The sequence below is a fragment of the Candidatus Spechtbacteria bacterium genome (genome assembly GCA_016188605.1).
Classification (GTDB): Bacteria; Patescibacteriota; Minisyncoccia; order Spechtbacterales; family JACPHP01; genus JACPHP01.
The window spans coordinates 1-14,972 of the sequence record JACPHP010000002.1; the positions used below are offsets into that span (position 1 = coordinate 1).

The following is a 14,972-nucleotide window of genomic DNA, read 5'->3' on the forward strand; positions in this document are numbered from 1 at the left end:
CACCATTTCCTCGTATGGAGCTGAAAACGTGTTTAACGCAGCCACTTCTCAATACACCTCCGTCTCCGCCCTTGACTCCACTCACTTTGTGGCAAGCTATATGGACGCTGGCAACTCCTCTTACGGCACTGCCATTGTGGGACTGACAAACGGCGCAACTACCATTTCCTCGTATGGCGTAGAGAACATTCTTACCCCAAGATGGCTTGTTGTTGGCATTGCCAGCGCCAGCAAAACAAACGGCCAAACAGTATCAGTCATTGTTTCCGGAGTATCTGCCGTTCACTCCGGGCTTACCTTGGGAGGTATATATTACGCGCAAGGCGATGGCAGCATAAGTACAACTTCTAGCACTTTTCGAGTTGGTCTTGCCATATCTACTACTTCAATCTTGCTGAATTCAAATAGAAGTAATGGAGTACAGTTCTTCGGAGACCTTGCCGAAGAGTATCTGGTGGAAGGAGAAGGAGAACCGGGAGACATTGTGTCAATATTTGATACCAGCACAGAACAAAACCCTACTGTTGCCAGATCAACCTCTGCCTACCAGACAAACATCATCGGTATTATCTCCACCAACCCCGCCATTGTCATAGGCCAGCTTCAGCAAGGCAACCATCAGCCCGTTGCCTTAACAGGCAATGAAAGCCACCAAACCAGGAGTAGTCATTGGCAGAGCGCTAGAATCTTTTGATTGCTCCATGGCTCTACCAACAATGAAGCAATGTAGCAATGAAACAATTGAGCAATGTAGCAATGAAACAATGAAGCAATGTAGCAATGCAACAATGGAGCAATGCAACAATGAAACAATGAAACAATGCAACAATGAAACAGTCGGCGCAATCCTTGTCTTTGTGAGCGTGGGGTTTGCGGATCCGTATGGAGCGCTTACGCTAAACTCGCTAGGCACGGTAGGCACAGCTTCAAACTCCCCAGCTTCTACTTCAGTGATTGATTACATTATTAGCGACATTCAAGCAGGCCTGCGTAAGTTAGGCGTGTATATTCAAGAGGGGATTTTGCAGGTGAAGGAAATTGTGGCGGATAGGGTGACGGTAGAAACAATTAGCGCGAAGAAACTGTGCGTTCAAGATATATGCTTTACGCGTGATCAATGGCAACAATTACAACAACTTTTGCAAAAACAGCCTTTGCCTACCCAATTAGCGCCTTAGATAAGTTTAATAAATCATTTATGTAAACAACCTCCGCGGCCGTGGAGGTTGTTTACATAAACGCAAAGGTTTTAGATTTGTATTTTTGGTTTTAATTCTCTTTCTTCTATTTGAGTTACAGGCCAATATAATGCTATATTATAAATAATGGCAAACAATAACCAACCACATCTTTCAGTTATCATTCCCGCTTACAACGAGGAAACGCGTATTTCCAAAACGCTTCTTGAAATTGATAAATATTTAAGCAGGCAAACATACAAATCAGAAATCATTGTAGTAAACGACGGCTCAACCGATGGCACTGCGCGCGTGGTGGAAAAATTTCAAAATCTAATCGCAAATTTACGATTTGAAAATAACCGCGAAAACCATGGTAAGGGATATGTGGTGCGGCAAGGGATGTTGGCGGCGCGCGGTGACATCCGGCTCTTTACTGATGCTGATAATTCTACATCAATAGAACATATAGAAAAAATGTGGCAGCATTTTTCTGATGGAGCGGATGTTGTCATCGGCTCGCGCGACTCAAAAGACGCGCAAGGCGCGAGCCAGGCAGTGAAGCAGCCATTTTTAAAACGCTTGCTAGGAAATATGGCGAATATGCTGATTCAAATTGTGGCGGTGTGGGGCATTTGGGATACACAGAATGGCTTCAAAGCGTTTACCGCGCCGGCGGCTAAAGATATTTTTTCACGCGCGCGCATTAACCGTTGGGGTTTTGATATTGAGGCGCTGGCGCTGGCTCGCGCATTGAAATATCGCATAGCCATTATTCCCGTGCACTGGGTGAATGATCCGGCAACACACGTAACACTCAAAGGATACATAAATACATTCGTTGAACTTTTCAAGGTGAGAATAAATTTGTGGAGCGATGCTTATGGCATCAACAAATCAAATTTTCGCGAGAAGTCCGTTCATAAGTCCGCAGTAGATATGATAACTGTTCCGAAGGGAAAAGATATAATGAAATCTATTTCTTTTTCTGAACTTTCAAAAGTAAAGAGTGAACCGACGAAGAAAGTATTAGAAATAAAAAACGAAGCAGTCCATAAATCCGATGCCGTCAAAACAAACAAAAAAGAAAATAATCCTTGAGGCTTCTGTAGGATCAATGGCACCTAGTAGGGATTTGAATACGCCGGTATCAGAATTGCGCCGCGATCTGGTGACGGGAGACTGGATCTTGATAGCAAAGCAGCGGGGAAAGAGGCCGCATGCTTTTATCGCGGGTGATGATAAAGAAATAGAGCTGCCAACTAGCCAGTGCCCATTTGAAGATCCGCAAAAATCAGGCAACGCGCCACCCGTATTGTTGTATAAAAACGCGGAAGGTACGGATTGGGAAGTGCAGGTAATACCGAATAAATATCCGGCATTTGCCCAACAAGGCGAATGTTTAGTGCCGCAAATGCGCGGCCCCTACGAGGTTATAGACGGAAAAGGATTTCACGAAGTAATTATTACCCGCGACCATGAAAAACACTGGGCGTTTTTTTCTCGTGAGGAAGCGACTAATGTTGTTCGCGCGTATCAGGAGAGGTATCAAAAATTGAAAGACGACGAGTGTGTCACATATATTTCTATTTTTCATAACCACAAACGCGCCGCAGGAGCCTCGCTCGCGCACCCTCATTCGCAGCTTATTGCAATTCCAGTAGTTCCCGCTGATGTGCGGCGAAGCTTGGAAGGATCGCGGAATTATTTCCATAAAAATGGGCGATGCGTGCATTGCGAAACTATTAATTTTGAAGTGCAAGAAAAATCACGTATTGTTTTTGAAAACGAGCGTTTTATCGCATTTTGCCCATTTATTTCGCGCACTGCTTTTGAGATACGATTGTTTCCCAAAAACCATCAAGAGGATTTCGGCTCTCTTTCGCCGGAACATTATAGCGATCTTGCAGACGGGCTTCGCGAGCCGCTCAAAATGCTTAATGGCACACTTCAAAATCCTGCCTATAACTTTTTCTTGCACACAGCGCCTCTGGATGGCGTTGAGTATCAACATTATCATTGGCATTTTGAAATTGTTCCAAAAACCGCAATCGCCGCGGGGTTTGAGCTGGGAACCGGCATTGAAATTTCAACACTTGAGCCAGAACAAGCAGCTGAATTTTTACGTGAGCAGTGATAAAGCTAGTGAGTAATTGGTAGAACGACTCATGTAGCTGCTGGGCGCTCTACTCACTACTAACTGTATTATGGAAGTCATCATTGAGCGCATCACATTTCTTATCGTAAGCTTTATCCAGCAAACTGGTTACACAGGCATTGGCATTTTAATGACCCTTGAGAGCGCCAATATTCCCGTCCCCTCAGAAATCGTGATGCCGTTCTCCGGGTTTCTCGCGTGGCGCGGCGAATTTACTTTTTGGGGTGTAGTGCTCGTAGCTTCTTTTGGTAATTTGTTGGGTTCGTGGATTTCATACGAGATTGCTTCGCGTGGCGGCAGTGTGTCGCTGGCAAAGTATGGCAAGTACTTACTGATTACAAAAGACGATTTAGAATGTTCCCGTACTCTCTTTAATCGTTTTGGTTCCGGTATCATTCTTGTTGGGCGCGTGTTACCGATTGTACGCACATTTATTTCGTTTGCCGCCGGAATTGGCCACATGAATCGCGCGAAATTTTTGTTATATACTTTTATTGGTTCAATTCCATGGAATATCGCGCTTGTGTACACCGGCTTTGTGGCGGGAGAGAAATGGTCTATTCTCGAGCCATACTTTCGAGCGTTTGACTGGCTCATTGTACTGTTGATTATTGTTGGTACGATGTGGTGGGTGTGGTATCATTTCAAACATATTAAAATAATAGACGTATAATAAAAACTATTATGAAACAGTTTATTCTTGTCGCAAATTGGAAAATGAATCCCATCACAGTGGAGGGCGCGCAGCATTTGTGGAATGTTGTTAGTAAGGGAATTGACGGGACTGATAAAACAAAGGTTGTCGTTTGTCCACCTTTTTCCTACCTGCATCTTTTTTCATCGTTAAAGGGTATTTCGTTGGGCGCGCAAGATTGCTTTTGGCAGCAAGAAGGAGCATATACTGGCGAGGTTTCACCGAAAATGTTGGTTGATCTTGGATGCGAATACGTCATAGTCGGCCATTCGGAGCGTCGCGAGTACGCTAAAGAGGATAATCAAATTGTGAACAAGAAAGTGAAGGCCGCGCTGGACGCGCGGCTTCATCCCATCCTTGCAATCGGCGAGAAAATTAGGGAAACGTTTGATAGTAGAGGCAAGCACACCAACGAGCTTGACCGGATTGTAGAGAGGCAGCTTGTCGAAGGGGTCGCGGGTGTGCCAAAAAGCAGAGCGGAACAATTACTCATCGCTTACGAGCCAGTCTGGGCAATAGGTACTGGTATTGCGGCAGAATCCAATGATGTATTTACCGCCGTATTGTTCATCCGCAAGATTTTAAGCCAGCTTTATTCTCGTTCTATAGCTGACCGCATTCCGGTACTATATGGCGGAAGCACTGACAGCAAGAATCTCACGCAGTTTTTACAAGAGGGCAACGCAGACGGGGCGCTTGTCGGCGGCTCAAGCATCAATGCTTCAGAGTTTTTGAGGATGATAAAGGTGGCGGAAGAGATAACGGGTAAATAATCAACGAATAACGAACAGCGTACGAATATACGAATATTCCACTAAGCCAATTCGTTTATTCGTAAAAGATTCGTTATTCGTTGATGATAAGTTTGCTATGAAAACCCTATCTTCTCTTAATGTAACCAGCAAGCGCGTTCTTGTTCGCGCGGATTTTAATGTACCTATCGCGGAGGAAAAGGTGATGGATGATTTTCGTCTCTCTGCTTACTTGCCCACTATTCATTATTTACAAGAGAGAGGAGCGCGCATTATTCTTTTGAGTCATCTCGGAAGGCCCAATGGCAAACGCGACGAAAGGTTGTCTTTGCGGCCGGTGGCTAGTCGTTTAAGCGAGCTGGGTAGTTTGCCCGTACAGTTTGTAGCGGATATTATCGGCGAAGACGCGCGCAAGGCCGCGCAAGAATTACAAGATGGACAAATAATGATGCTTGAAAATTTGCGTTTTGATGCGCGAGAAGAAGCAAATGATGAACAGTTTGCGCGCGAGCTGGCTGCGCTCGGTGAGATATATGTTGATGATGGCTTTAGTGTATGCCATAGGGCGCACGCGTCCATTGTCGGTATTCCAAAATTTTTGCCATCAGCCGCAGGCCTCCTGCTGGAGAAAGAGGCGCGAGAGCTAGATCGCGTGCGCGTGAACGCCGAGCCGCCCTTTGTGCTAATTATGGGCGGAGCTAAAGTAAAAACAAAACTGTATTTGATAAAAATATTTTTGGAGAAAGTTGACGCAGTGTGCCTCGGGGGGATTCTTGCTAACACTGTGCTTGCGGCGCAGGGAGTTGCGATTGGGAAATCTTTATTTGAAAAAGATTTGCAACAAGAGGCAAAGGAATTAGCATTAACGGATACTAAACTGCATTTGCCGATTGACGTCGTGGTCTCTACTGGAATAGGCGGGGAAACACCAGCTCACAATGCGGCTGTAGGAAACATGAAAGAAGATGAGATAATTTTAGATATCGGTCCCGACACCATAGATTTGTTCAGCCGCATTATGCATCAGGCAAAAACTATCGTGTGGAATGGGCCCATGGGGCTGTTTGAGGTAGATAAATTTGCAGAAGGGACGCACGCGCTAGCAAGAGAATTCAAAACAATTCATGCGCATACGGTTGTTGGCGGCGGCGACGTAATCAGGGCGCTTGATAAAATAGGCATGATTTCTTCCGTAAATTTTGTCTCAACGGGCGGAGGCGCGATGCTGGAATATCTGGCGGGAGAGAAGTTGCCGGGGATCATTGCACTTGATTAAATTGTTGCATTGTTCCATTGTTGCATTGACACATTGTTTCATGGTTACACAAAAATATTTGCAATTAAATGATTTAGATGCCTATAGAATATCTTTTCGTCTCTCTAATTATGTCTGGGACATTGTCTGGGACATTGTTTTGAGGTGGGATTATTTTGCCAAAGATACTATAGGCAAGCAATTTACAATGAAGCAATGAAGCAATGGATCATCAAAGAACAATCGCCAGACGAATTCCGGAATAAGTTTCCGGAGTTTTTGCCTTTGGTGCGGGATATGTTGTGGCGCAGAGGGCTAGATACACAAGAGGCGATTGACAGATTTTTTAATCCCGACTATGGCAAAGATTTGCACGATCCTTTGCTGATGAGAGATATGCCAAGGGCGATCGAGCGAATTACGAGTGCCATTTCCGCTAAAGAAAAAATTATTGTGTATGGCGATTATGATACTGACGGCGTGTGCGGCGCAACAATTTTAATTTCAACAATCAAAGCTATTGGAGGCGAAGATTATCCTGTATCGGTATATATTCCCGATCGGGCTCTTGAAGGATACGGAATGAATAAAAATGCTATTGAGCAATTTGCGCGCGATGGTGCCGGACTTGTTATTACCGTTGATTGCGGCACGACCAATATAGCGGAAACGGAACTAGCAAATGAAAAGGGCATCGATGTAATAATTACCGATCATCATCAGGTATTGGAAAACGTTCCTCCTGCCCATGCGTTCGTCAATCCTCATCAAAAAGATGACGAGTATCCTTTTAAGGACTTGTGTGGAACAGGCGTAGCTTTTAAGGTGGCTTGCGCGCTTATTGAAAAGTGCAAGAAAGATGGTTGGCTTGTCCGCCGTAGCCTTGGCGAAGGTGGAGAAAAATGGTTCTTGGATTTGGTGGCTTTAGCTACGGTGGCAGATGTGATGCCTTTGCTTGGAGAAAATAGAACACTTGTTAGGTACGGATTATTTGTTCTAGCGCACCAAAGAAGGATTGGCGTTAAGGCGCTGATGCGCGTGGCGCGCGTGCAGCCAACAGTCGATATCGGAGCGCGAAAAACAAATCTAGATCCTTACATACTTGGGTTTGTGCTCGCGCCTCGGCTTAATGCCGCGGGGCGCATTGACCACGCTAACACCGCATTCGCGCTTTTGAACACCAACGATCAGATTGAAGCAGATTCGCTAGCATGCCAAATTGATGAAACAAACAGCCAACGCCAGGAAATTGTAAAAAATATTATCGCGGAAGCTGTATCAATGGAGCAGGATTTCAAAGACGCGCCGTTAATTTTTCTTGGCAAAGAAAATTGGCCGATTGGCGTGCTGGGCATCGTGGCAGGTAAACTTGTAGAGAAATTTCATAAACCAGCATTTATTTATCAGGCGCAGCAGGAAAAATTAGCTGGTTCGGCGCGGAGTGTTGAGGGATTCAATATCGTAAAAGCGCTGACATCGGCGCAGGAGCATCTTATTCGTTTTGGCGGCCATCCAATGGCTGGGGGATTTAGCGCGGAAATAAAGAATATTTTTGTCTTGCGCGAGGCACTTTATGTATACGCTAAAAAAGAGCTTGAGCAGAAACCATACGTGCCAACACTATGGCTTGACGGCGAAATAAAAGAGAATGATTTAAATTGGGAGTTTTTTGAACAGATAAAACTTTTTGAACCGTTTGGCGAAAAGAATCGCAAGCCGATTTTTTCTTTAAAAAATGTTAGCGTGTCGTCTTTGCGCAAGATAGGCAAAGATAGTAATCATGTTTTATTTCAACTCAAAGATACGGGAGGAAAAGCATGGAAGGCAATTGCTTTTGGAGCGCTTGCCCGCCGTGGTTCGTCCAGGGCGGACGAAGGAGGGGATGATCTTCCCGCAGTTGGTGCTATAATAGATATTGCTTTTGAGCTTGATGTGGATGAGTGGAATGGTAGACGGGAATTGATGTTTAAAGTTATTGATTATAGAATTGCTTGATTAGTAAAATTAAAATATCTCAAAATTCAAAATTCAAATCGCAAAACTACAACTCAAATCCCAAATCTATAAATCCCTTACTACGTTCAGGATGACAAACTAGATTGTCAGTTTTGAGATTTTGGATTTAGATTTGAGGTTTGACATTTGAGTTTTGAGATTGATTTATGTTAACTATCAAAGTCCACACCGACGGCGGATCGCGCGGGAACCCGGGCCCCGCGGCTCTGGGCGTGGTGATTGAAGCGCCTATCAATAAAGGGTATTCGCATTTTTTGGGGAAAGCGACTAACAACGAAGCCGAATACAGCGCTGTTGTTTTAGCGCTGGAAAAGATTCGCGCGACTATGGGCAAAGATAAGGTAAAAGGCATTCACGCGCAATTTTTTATGGACAGCCAACTCGCGGTGAATCAACTATCTGGAGCTTGGAAGGTTGAGGGTCCGACGATTATTCCTTTATTTATGAAAATTTGGAATTTGCGCATTGAGTTTGGAGAAGTATCATTTAAGTATGTGCCGCGTGAGCAAAACAAAGAAGCGGATAAGCTGGTAAATCAGGAGCTGGATAAGCACACATTCGGCGGCGATTCGCTTTTTAATCTATAGAATACAAAATCCTCCGCCACGGCGGAGGATTTTGTATTCTATGTAAATCTATAAGCCGAATTCTGTCCAATCTTATCCACCAGCCTACGCGTAAAGCTTCGGCCGGGTAAAAGCAAAGCGAGGGAATAAAATTGAGACCCTTCCGAAGCCTGAAGGGCAAAGGAGGGTAAGCCAGCCTTCGCTCAAAGAGCTTCGGCTCGGCACTCAATTTTGTATCTAAAGCAAGCTTTAGACAAAATTGGTGAAGTCATTTATCTAGGACGTATCGTTGCCAATACGCCTCAAGCGGCACTCCACCTCGCGCCCCGCGCAAGGAAATACTAAATTCTAATATCTTCAGCCAGAGGCTGATCCGCCTTTGGCGGAAAAGACTATTACTTAAACGTTTAAGTTTTAGAATTTAGTATTTCGTATTTAGAATTTCCTTGTGCGAAGCACAAGGCGGCACGGCCTTGCATCAAGCGGGGTTTGCCACCTTACTGTATCGCTATAGCAAGGGTCCAAGTTATCTTGGAGCTTTTCACCTTTTGCCCATCCTTCGCTCTTTACTTCGTAAAGAGCTTCGGAATGGCAAGCCACTATATAAATTTCTGGCATGCTGTTCCGTAGCTCCTTGTGGAGCAAGGAGCGAAGGACAGGCTAGTATAGTCTCTGTGGCGCTTTCCCTCTATCGCTGCTATAAGCATCAATAGGATTGGCGTTACCAATCGCTTTTTTCTTTCTCATCCCCTTGGGATGAGAATTGTAATGTTCGGACTTTCCTCTGTCAATGCCACGCATTGGCAGCGACCTCACGATTTACAAAGAAGTAAAAGTATTATATACTATATTAACTAAAAGATCAAGGTTGCAACGATCCTTGAATCGTGAATAATGAATCGTGAATCATGAATATAGAATATCTAGCCTTGTCGGCGGTATTCATGATTCACAATTCTTGACTCGCTATTCATAACCGGCACAGCCACAAAATACTATATGAAAAAGGTAGATTTACTATTTGCATTTCTGTTATTGCCCGTTGATTTCCTAATGTTAGAAGCGGCTGGGATAGCCGCTTATTTTTTGCGCGTTAGTCCGTGGGTTTCGGCATTTCGCCCAGTGCTTTTCTATCAAAATTTACCGTTTCCGTACTATGCTTTTTTGGTGGCAGTTTTAGCGGCAATATTCATGGCGCTATTTGCGTTCGCGGGATTGTACGCGGTAGATAGGCGCCGGACTGTTCTTGGCGAGATACTGGGAATTATCCTGGCGGTTTCTGGAGGTATGATGCTGCTTATTATCGCCATGTTTTTTCAGCGCGAATGGTTTGACTCGCGATTCATTTTGCTTGCTGGATGGGGGTTAAGTATAGGGTTTGCAGCGCTAGGGCGAATAATTCTAAGGCTCTTTAGGCGCGTGGTAATAGAGAGAATGCATAATGGGAAGGAGGCGACTGTTTTAATAGGATCAGACGAGCATACGCAGCGCATCAAAGAAGCGATTGAGTCCGGCCGAGGACTAAGGCTTGTTGGTGTATATTCTCATTTTGATTCTGTATCGCTAGAGAATATTTTGCTAGTGGATAGTATAGATCATATTATTTTTTCAGACAGCAGTGCGCCGCGAGGGCAAATAATGGATATCGCGGATTTTTGCCAGGAACATAATATCCGATTTTCTTTTGTGCCCGATCTTTTTGGAGCGCTATCCGCGCAGATGCAGATGGAAGCGTTTGGCGGTATTCCCTTGTTAGAGCTAAAACGCACGCCGCTGGATGGGTGGGGCAAGATAACAAAAAGAGCGCTAGATGTCGTGGGTGCTGTGTGCGGTTTGATAATTTTGTCGCCGATTTTTTTGATATGCGCTCTTGCAATAAAATGGGAAAGCAAGGGGCCGATATTTGTGCGGCTTAAGCGTGTTAGCCAGGGAAGAGAATTCTATTTATTCAAATTCCGATCAATGATTGAGAATGCGGAGGCTTTGAAAGCTCAATTCGCGGCGTTTAACGAGCGCAACGACGGGCCGCTATTTAAACTGCATAACGATCCGCGCGTAACTCGCGTGGGGCGCTATTTGCGCAAAGGACGACTAGACGAGATACCTCAACTTTTTAATGTCCTTAGTGGAGAAATGAGCCTTACCGGACCTCGTCCGCACGAGCCGGCTGAAGTAGCGCAATATCAGCGTCATCATAAAAAAGTTTTTGCGGTTAAGGCGGGCATCTCCGGCCTCGCGCAAATTAGCGGCGCTTCGGATTTGCCATTCGAGGAAGAAGTAAAGTTGGATACTTATTACGTAGAAAATTGGTCTCTGAAACAAGATATTGTTATTTTGTTTCGCACACTTCTTATGTTATTGTTTGATAGAAGCGGGTACTAACTGAATTACAAAGTCCAAATTACAAATGACAAATAAATGACAAAATCTAAAATCTAAAGTTTTGACATTTAGTCATTTGGATTTCATTTGTAATTTGACATTTGGACTTTGAAATTTTATGAAGGTCGCATTAGTCCACGACTATCTCAATCAATACGGCGGAGCAGAGCGCGTATTGGAGGCGCTCTGCTCTCTTTTTCCGGGAGCGCCTATCTACACGCTTTTTTACGATGCTGCTGCCACTGGTTACGCTTTTGAAGGGCACGATATCCGTACCTCGTTTTTACAGCGCGTGCCATTTGCGCGCTCTCATCATCGTTATTTTCCGATGCTTATGCCAATTGCAATCGAGCAATTTGATTTTTCACAATTTGACTTGGTAATTTCAAGCTCTGCCAGTTACGCGAAGGGAATAATTACTGGTCCCGGAACCAAACATATTTGTTATTGTCATACACCCACACGTTATGCTTGGACCGATTTAGACACAAAAGCACAGCGGCTTGGCTATCCTAAAATTATACATTCGCTTATTCCATTGCTCATGCCATACATTCGCGTTTGGGATAAACAAAGTTCAGCGCGGCCAGATGTTTTTCTTGCTAACTCTAATTTTGTGAAAAAACGCATCGCAAAGTATTATAGAAGAGAGGCGGAAGTAGTATATCCGCCGCTTAATTTTTCATTTTTTTCCATCCAACAGCCGCAAGATTACTATCTTATGATAGGGCGAATAGTGCCATATAAGCGATTTGATATCGCCATTCAAGCCTGCGCGAATTTAGGATTGAAATTAAAAGTTATAGGCGATGGTCCCCAGCGAAAACGTTTACAAAGATTAGCGGGAAGAAATACGGAGTTTTTAGGCCTCGTATCTGAAGAAAAATTGCCTTATTATTACAGCCACGCTCGCGCTCTGATTTTCCCACAAGAGGAAGATTTTGGCATTAGCGCGCTGGAAAGCATGGCTTCGGGCAGACCGGTGATCGCCTATCGCGCAGGCGGAGCATTGGAATATATTAAGGAGGAGAGTAATGGAGTATTCTTCGACGAGCAAACGCCGGAAAGCCTAGCTGGCGCCATTGGTCGTTTTGAGGAAATGGCATTTAATCCAAGCGTTATTAGGCAGAGCGTGGAGAAGTATGATGTTAGACATTTTATTGCGAAGATGGAGGAGGTGGTCAAGAAACAGAATTTCAAAATCCAAATGTCAAATTACAAATGAAATCCAAATGACTAAATGTCAAAACTTTAGATTTTAGGTTTTGACATTGATTTGACATTTGTAATTTGGACTTTGGCATTTTATATTATGCAATTTATTTTACTATGTGTTAAATTTTTATTCCATGCCTCCATCTTCTTCAAAACTACGCATAGGCGTAGACGCGCGTGTACTAATGAATAACAGGCACGGTGGCGTGGGGGAATACACGTCTTGTTTGCTTGAAGAGATGGTGCGCATGGCGCCACAGCACGAGTTCCATTTGTTTCTTAATTCAATGCGCTTTAGTGGTGAAGATTTTTTAGAGACGCTGCCGCCAAATTGCATACCGCATATATTTAGAGTTCCCAACAAGGCGTTCAGTCTTTTACATAAGTTTTTTTATAGGCCGCGGTTAGATGCGCTTATAGGCGGTATTGACGTGTGGTGGTCACCGCATTTTTTGCCAGCTCCCGTGTCTTGTCCGAAAGTGCTGACAATCCATGATTTATCTTTTCTTTATTATCCGGAAATGTTTGATTTAAAGCGGCGCCTTTGGCACGCGATGGTAAATCCTAAGCACGAGGCGCAGACCGCGCGAAAAATTATTGCCGTCTCGCGATCAACAGCCGATGATATTTCTAACAAATGGGAAATATCGAGTGAGAAAATCGAAGTGATATATTCAGGAGTCGGTGAAAATTTTTCCGCGGTGCGTAATGCGCAAGAATTAGAGAGCGCGCGTAAGAAATATCATCTCCCGCAAAAATTTATCCTTTTTTTCGGTGTCATTGAGCCGCGAAAAAATTTGGCTGGGCTTGTGCGGGCGTTTGATTATATGCGGTCGCAACATCCGCAAGAAAAAACTGCTCTTGTAATCGCTGGCAGCAAGGGGTGGTCATCTCGTTCGCTTTTTGAGACAATATATATATCGCCATATCGCAACGATATTTACTGCATAGGATTCGTAGATGATCAAGACAAAGCAGCGCTTTATAGCATGGCGGAAATTTTTGTATATCCGAGTTTTTTTGAGGGGTTTGGCTTTCCACCGCTTGAAGCGATGGCATGCGGTACGCCAGTTGTCGCTTCTCATGTGGCGTCTCTGCCAGAGATAGTGCAGGAGGCGGGAATACTCGTAGATCCTCTGCGGCTTGAAGAAGTCGCATTTGCGATGGGTGAACTGCTGCGTGACGATGAGTTGCGAGTGTCTCTGCGAGAAAAAGGACTAGCGCAGGCAAAGAAGTTTAGGTGGGAAGAGGCGGCACGCAGAACATTAAATGTTTTGGAGGAAACGGTATAATAATCAACGAATAACGAATAGCGTACGAATATACGAATACTCCACTACGGCCAATTCGTTTATTCGTAAAAGATTCGTTATTCGTTGATGATATTCATGTCTAGGATAGGAATCGACGCACGAATATACGGCGCAAAGCGTGGAGGTATAGGACGCTATACCGAAGAGTTTTTACGTGTTTTGCCGGAGGTGAAAACCAATCACACTTTTGTTGTTTTGATGCGCAATGATGACATGGCGCGGTATAATCCGAATGCGCGAAATATTGAAAAAGTTTGCGCTGACGCGCGCGAATATAGCTTGAAGGAACAAATTGTAATGCCATTATTGTTGCATGACACTTGCGTTGATCTTTTGCATGTGCCGCATATTGCCACGCCATATTTTTGGCATGGGCCAACGGTGCTAACGGCGCATGACTTGATTGAATACAAATACAAACGGCCAGAAGCGACATCTTTGAGTCCATGGATGTATGAATTAAAGCATAATATTTATCGTAGAATAGTGGGCGAATCGCTTTCTCGAGCTCGAGCTATTGTAGCCGTTTCAAGGTTTGCAAAAGGCGATATACAAAGGCATTTTCCTTCCACGCGTGTGCCTATTCATGTCATTCATCCTGGACTCGCAGAGCCTGTTCGACAGGCTTTCCTCGACTTGAGCTCGGGACGAAGGCAGGGCAAGCCTTTACGTAAGCCGTATCTACTGTATGTTGGCAACGCCGCGCCACATAAAAATGTTGAGCGTTTGTTTGGCGTATATCGAGCGTGTATGGAAAAAGATAAAATTGTCGAGCACTTAGTGATGGTAATGCCAGATGATTTTCATACTAAAAAATTCAGCGCGCTTGTTTCGCGCTATCCAAAGTCTATGCAGGAGCGCGTGCATATTGTAAGCGGCGTGGACGAGCGCGATTTGTTTTTTTATTATAAGCATGCCAATTTGTTAGTTTCTGCCTCCAAAGAAGAGGGTTATGGCATGCCGTTTGCGGAGGCGCTGGCGCATGGTACGCCGGTGTTGGCTGGATTCGTGGGGGCATTGCCGGAATTTTCTTCGCATAATATTCATTATTGGGACACAAAACATATTCCAAATATGCGCAATAAGCTCGTGCATGTTTTGCATAAATGGGACAGAGAAGAATCCATACCCAATTTTCCCTCATGGCAAAAGGTGGCAGAGCAGATTGTGGAAGTATATAATAGTGTGCTGTAAATTTAATTTTCTTATGTGGGGCATCGGATACCCCACATAAGAAATATTTTAGAAATTGAATAGGTGACCAAGCGAAATAAAAGAGTGTTTAGTAAGTTATTGATTAGAAATGGCGTTGTTGAGTAAATCCCTCTTACCTACCTTACTCCGCGTTCTTGGTATAATGATGATATGAACAATAAACCATCAAAGCAATCAAGAAAACAGAGTAAAGGAGGTAAGAAGAAATACAAGGTAAGAAATTGGAAA

General features: G+C 44.2%; 14 protein-coding genes and 1 other RNA gene. 14 read left to right on the plus strand and 1 reads right to left on the minus strand.

Translation table 11 applies throughout. The features are described 5' to 3' along the window. From HYV65_00330 to HYV65_00375, 10 genes are all read left to right on the plus strand, one after another. A partial coding sequence (locus HYV65_00330) for a hypothetical protein (GenBank protein ID MBI2462684.1) occupies positions 1 to 694 on the plus strand: 694 nt, incomplete at its 5' end. Between the two features lie 7 nt (positions 695 to 701). Then, on the plus strand, positions 702 to 1,178 hold the full coding sequence (locus HYV65_00335; GenBank protein MBI2462685.1) for a hypothetical protein: 477 nt from the start codon (positions 702 to 704) through the stop codon (positions 1,176 to 1,178). Between the two features lie 147 nt (positions 1,179 to 1,325). Further along, positions 1,326 to 2,279, plus strand: coding sequence for a glycosyltransferase family 2 protein (locus tag HYV65_00340; protein ID MBI2462686.1), 954 nt, complete (start codon positions 1,326 to 1,328; stop codon positions 2,277 to 2,279). Continuing rightward, entirely contained in the window at positions 2,242 to 3,315 is a 1,074-nt protein-coding gene (galT, locus tag HYV65_00345; protein ID MBI2462687.1) for a galactose-1-phosphate uridylyltransferase, read from the plus strand. Before HYV65_00340 ends, galT begins: the two co-directional genes overlap by 38 nt. A 70-nt stretch (positions 3,316 to 3,385) precedes the next feature. Next, complete coding sequence (locus HYV65_00350; GenBank protein MBI2462688.1) at positions 3,386 to 4,009, plus strand: DedA family protein; 624 nt, start codon at positions 3,386 to 3,388, stop codon at positions 4,007 to 4,009. An 11-nt stretch (positions 4,010 to 4,020) separates the two neighbouring features. Next, positions 4,021 to 4,803 carry a triose-phosphate isomerase gene (locus HYV65_00355; GenBank protein MBI2462689.1) on the plus strand — a complete coding sequence of 261 codons (783 nt, stop codon included), beginning with the start codon at positions 4,021 to 4,023 and terminating at the stop codon, positions 4,801 to 4,803. Between the two features lie 97 nt (positions 4,804 to 4,900). Continuing rightward, positions 4,901 to 6,058, plus strand: a complete 1,158-nt coding sequence (locus HYV65_00360; GenBank protein ID MBI2462690.1) for a phosphoglycerate kinase — start codon at positions 4,901 to 4,903, stop codon at positions 6,056 to 6,058. Between the two features lie 40 nt (positions 6,059 to 6,098). Continuing rightward, entirely contained in the window at positions 6,099 to 6,257 is a 159-nt protein-coding gene (locus HYV65_00365) for a hypothetical protein (protein MBI2462691.1), read from the plus strand. Further along, positions 6,254 to 8,032 carry a single-stranded-DNA-specific exonuclease RecJ gene (gene recJ / locus HYV65_00370; protein MBI2462692.1) on the plus strand — a complete coding sequence of 593 codons (1,779 nt, stop codon included), beginning with the start codon at positions 6,254 to 6,256 and terminating at the stop codon, positions 8,030 to 8,032. Before HYV65_00365 ends, recJ begins: the two co-directional genes overlap by 4 nt. Before the next feature lie 167 nt (positions 8,033 to 8,199). Beyond that, positions 8,200 to 8,640 carry a ribonuclease HI family protein gene (locus HYV65_00375; GenBank protein ID MBI2462693.1) on the plus strand — a complete coding sequence of 147 codons (441 nt, stop codon included), beginning with the start codon at positions 8,200 to 8,202 and terminating at the stop codon, positions 8,638 to 8,640. 35 nt (positions 8,641 to 8,675) lie between these two features. Here HYV65_00375 and rnpB read toward each other — a convergent pair. Continuing rightward, positions 8,676 to 9,445, minus strand: an RNA gene (rnpB, locus tag HYV65_00380) — RNase P RNA component class A. A gap of 173 nt (positions 9,446 to 9,618) precedes the next feature. Between rnpB and HYV65_00385 the strand changes: the two genes are divergently transcribed. The 4 genes from HYV65_00385 (at position 9,619) to HYV65_00400 (ending at position 14,723) form a co-directional block, all read left to right on the plus strand. Then, complete coding sequence (locus HYV65_00385) at positions 9,619 to 11,001, plus strand: sugar transferase (protein ID MBI2462694.1); 1,383 nt, start codon at positions 9,619 to 9,621, stop codon at positions 10,999 to 11,001. Between the two features lie 118 nt (positions 11,002 to 11,119). Next, a complete protein-coding gene (locus HYV65_00390; GenBank protein MBI2462695.1) occupies positions 11,120 to 12,226 on the plus strand; it encodes a glycosyltransferase in 1,107 nt (368 codons plus the stop codon). Between the two features lie 124 nt (positions 12,227 to 12,350). Then, complete coding sequence (locus HYV65_00395; GenBank protein ID MBI2462696.1) at positions 12,351 to 13,508, plus strand: glycosyltransferase family 4 protein; 1,158 nt, start codon at positions 12,351 to 12,353, stop codon at positions 13,506 to 13,508. Positions 13,509 to 13,604: 96 nt separating this feature from the next. Continuing rightward, on the plus strand, positions 13,605 to 14,723 hold the full coding sequence (locus HYV65_00400) for a glycosyltransferase family 4 protein (protein MBI2462697.1): 1,119 nt from the start codon (positions 13,605 to 13,607) through the stop codon (positions 14,721 to 14,723). Positions 14,724 to 14,972 lie beyond the last annotated feature (249 nt).

Excerpts from the sequence above, each read along its gene's own strand:
- HYV65_00335 (MBI2462685.1), top strand. The coding sequence starts at position 702 with ATGGCTCTACCAACAATGAAGCAATGTAGCAATGAAACAATTGAGCAA.
- HYV65_00340 (MBI2462686.1), top strand. The coding sequence starts at position 1,326 with ATGGCAAACAATAACCAACCACATCTTTCAGTTATCATTCCCGCTTAC.
- galT (MBI2462687.1), top strand. The coding sequence starts at position 2,242 with ATGCCGTCAAAACAAACAAAAAAGAAAATAATCCTTGAGGCTTCTGTA.
- HYV65_00350 (MBI2462688.1), top strand. The coding sequence starts at position 3,386 with ATGGAAGTCATCATTGAGCGCATCACATTTCTTATCGTAAGCTTTATC.
- HYV65_00355 (MBI2462689.1), top strand. The coding sequence starts at position 4,021 with ATGAAACAGTTTATTCTTGTCGCAAATTGGAAAATGAATCCCATCACA.
- HYV65_00360 (MBI2462690.1), top strand. The coding sequence starts at position 4,901 with ATGAAAACCCTATCTTCTCTTAATGTAACCAGCAAGCGCGTTCTTGTT.
- HYV65_00365 (MBI2462691.1), top strand. The coding sequence starts at position 6,099 with ATGGTTACACAAAAATATTTGCAATTAAATGATTTAGATGCCTATAGA.
- recJ (MBI2462692.1), top strand. The coding sequence starts at position 6,254 with ATGAAGCAATGGATCATCAAAGAACAATCGCCAGACGAATTCCGGAAT.
- HYV65_00375 (MBI2462693.1), top strand. The coding sequence starts at position 8,200 with ATGTTAACTATCAAAGTCCACACCGACGGCGGATCGCGCGGGAACCCG.
- HYV65_00385 (MBI2462694.1), top strand. The coding sequence starts at position 9,619 with ATGAAAAAGGTAGATTTACTATTTGCATTTCTGTTATTGCCCGTTGAT.
- HYV65_00390 (MBI2462695.1), top strand. The coding sequence starts at position 11,120 with ATGAAGGTCGCATTAGTCCACGACTATCTCAATCAATACGGCGGAGCA.
- HYV65_00395 (MBI2462696.1), top strand. The coding sequence starts at position 12,351 with ATGCCTCCATCTTCTTCAAAACTACGCATAGGCGTAGACGCGCGTGTA.
- HYV65_00400 (MBI2462697.1), top strand. The coding sequence starts at position 13,605 with ATGTCTAGGATAGGAATCGACGCACGAATATACGGCGCAAAGCGTGGA.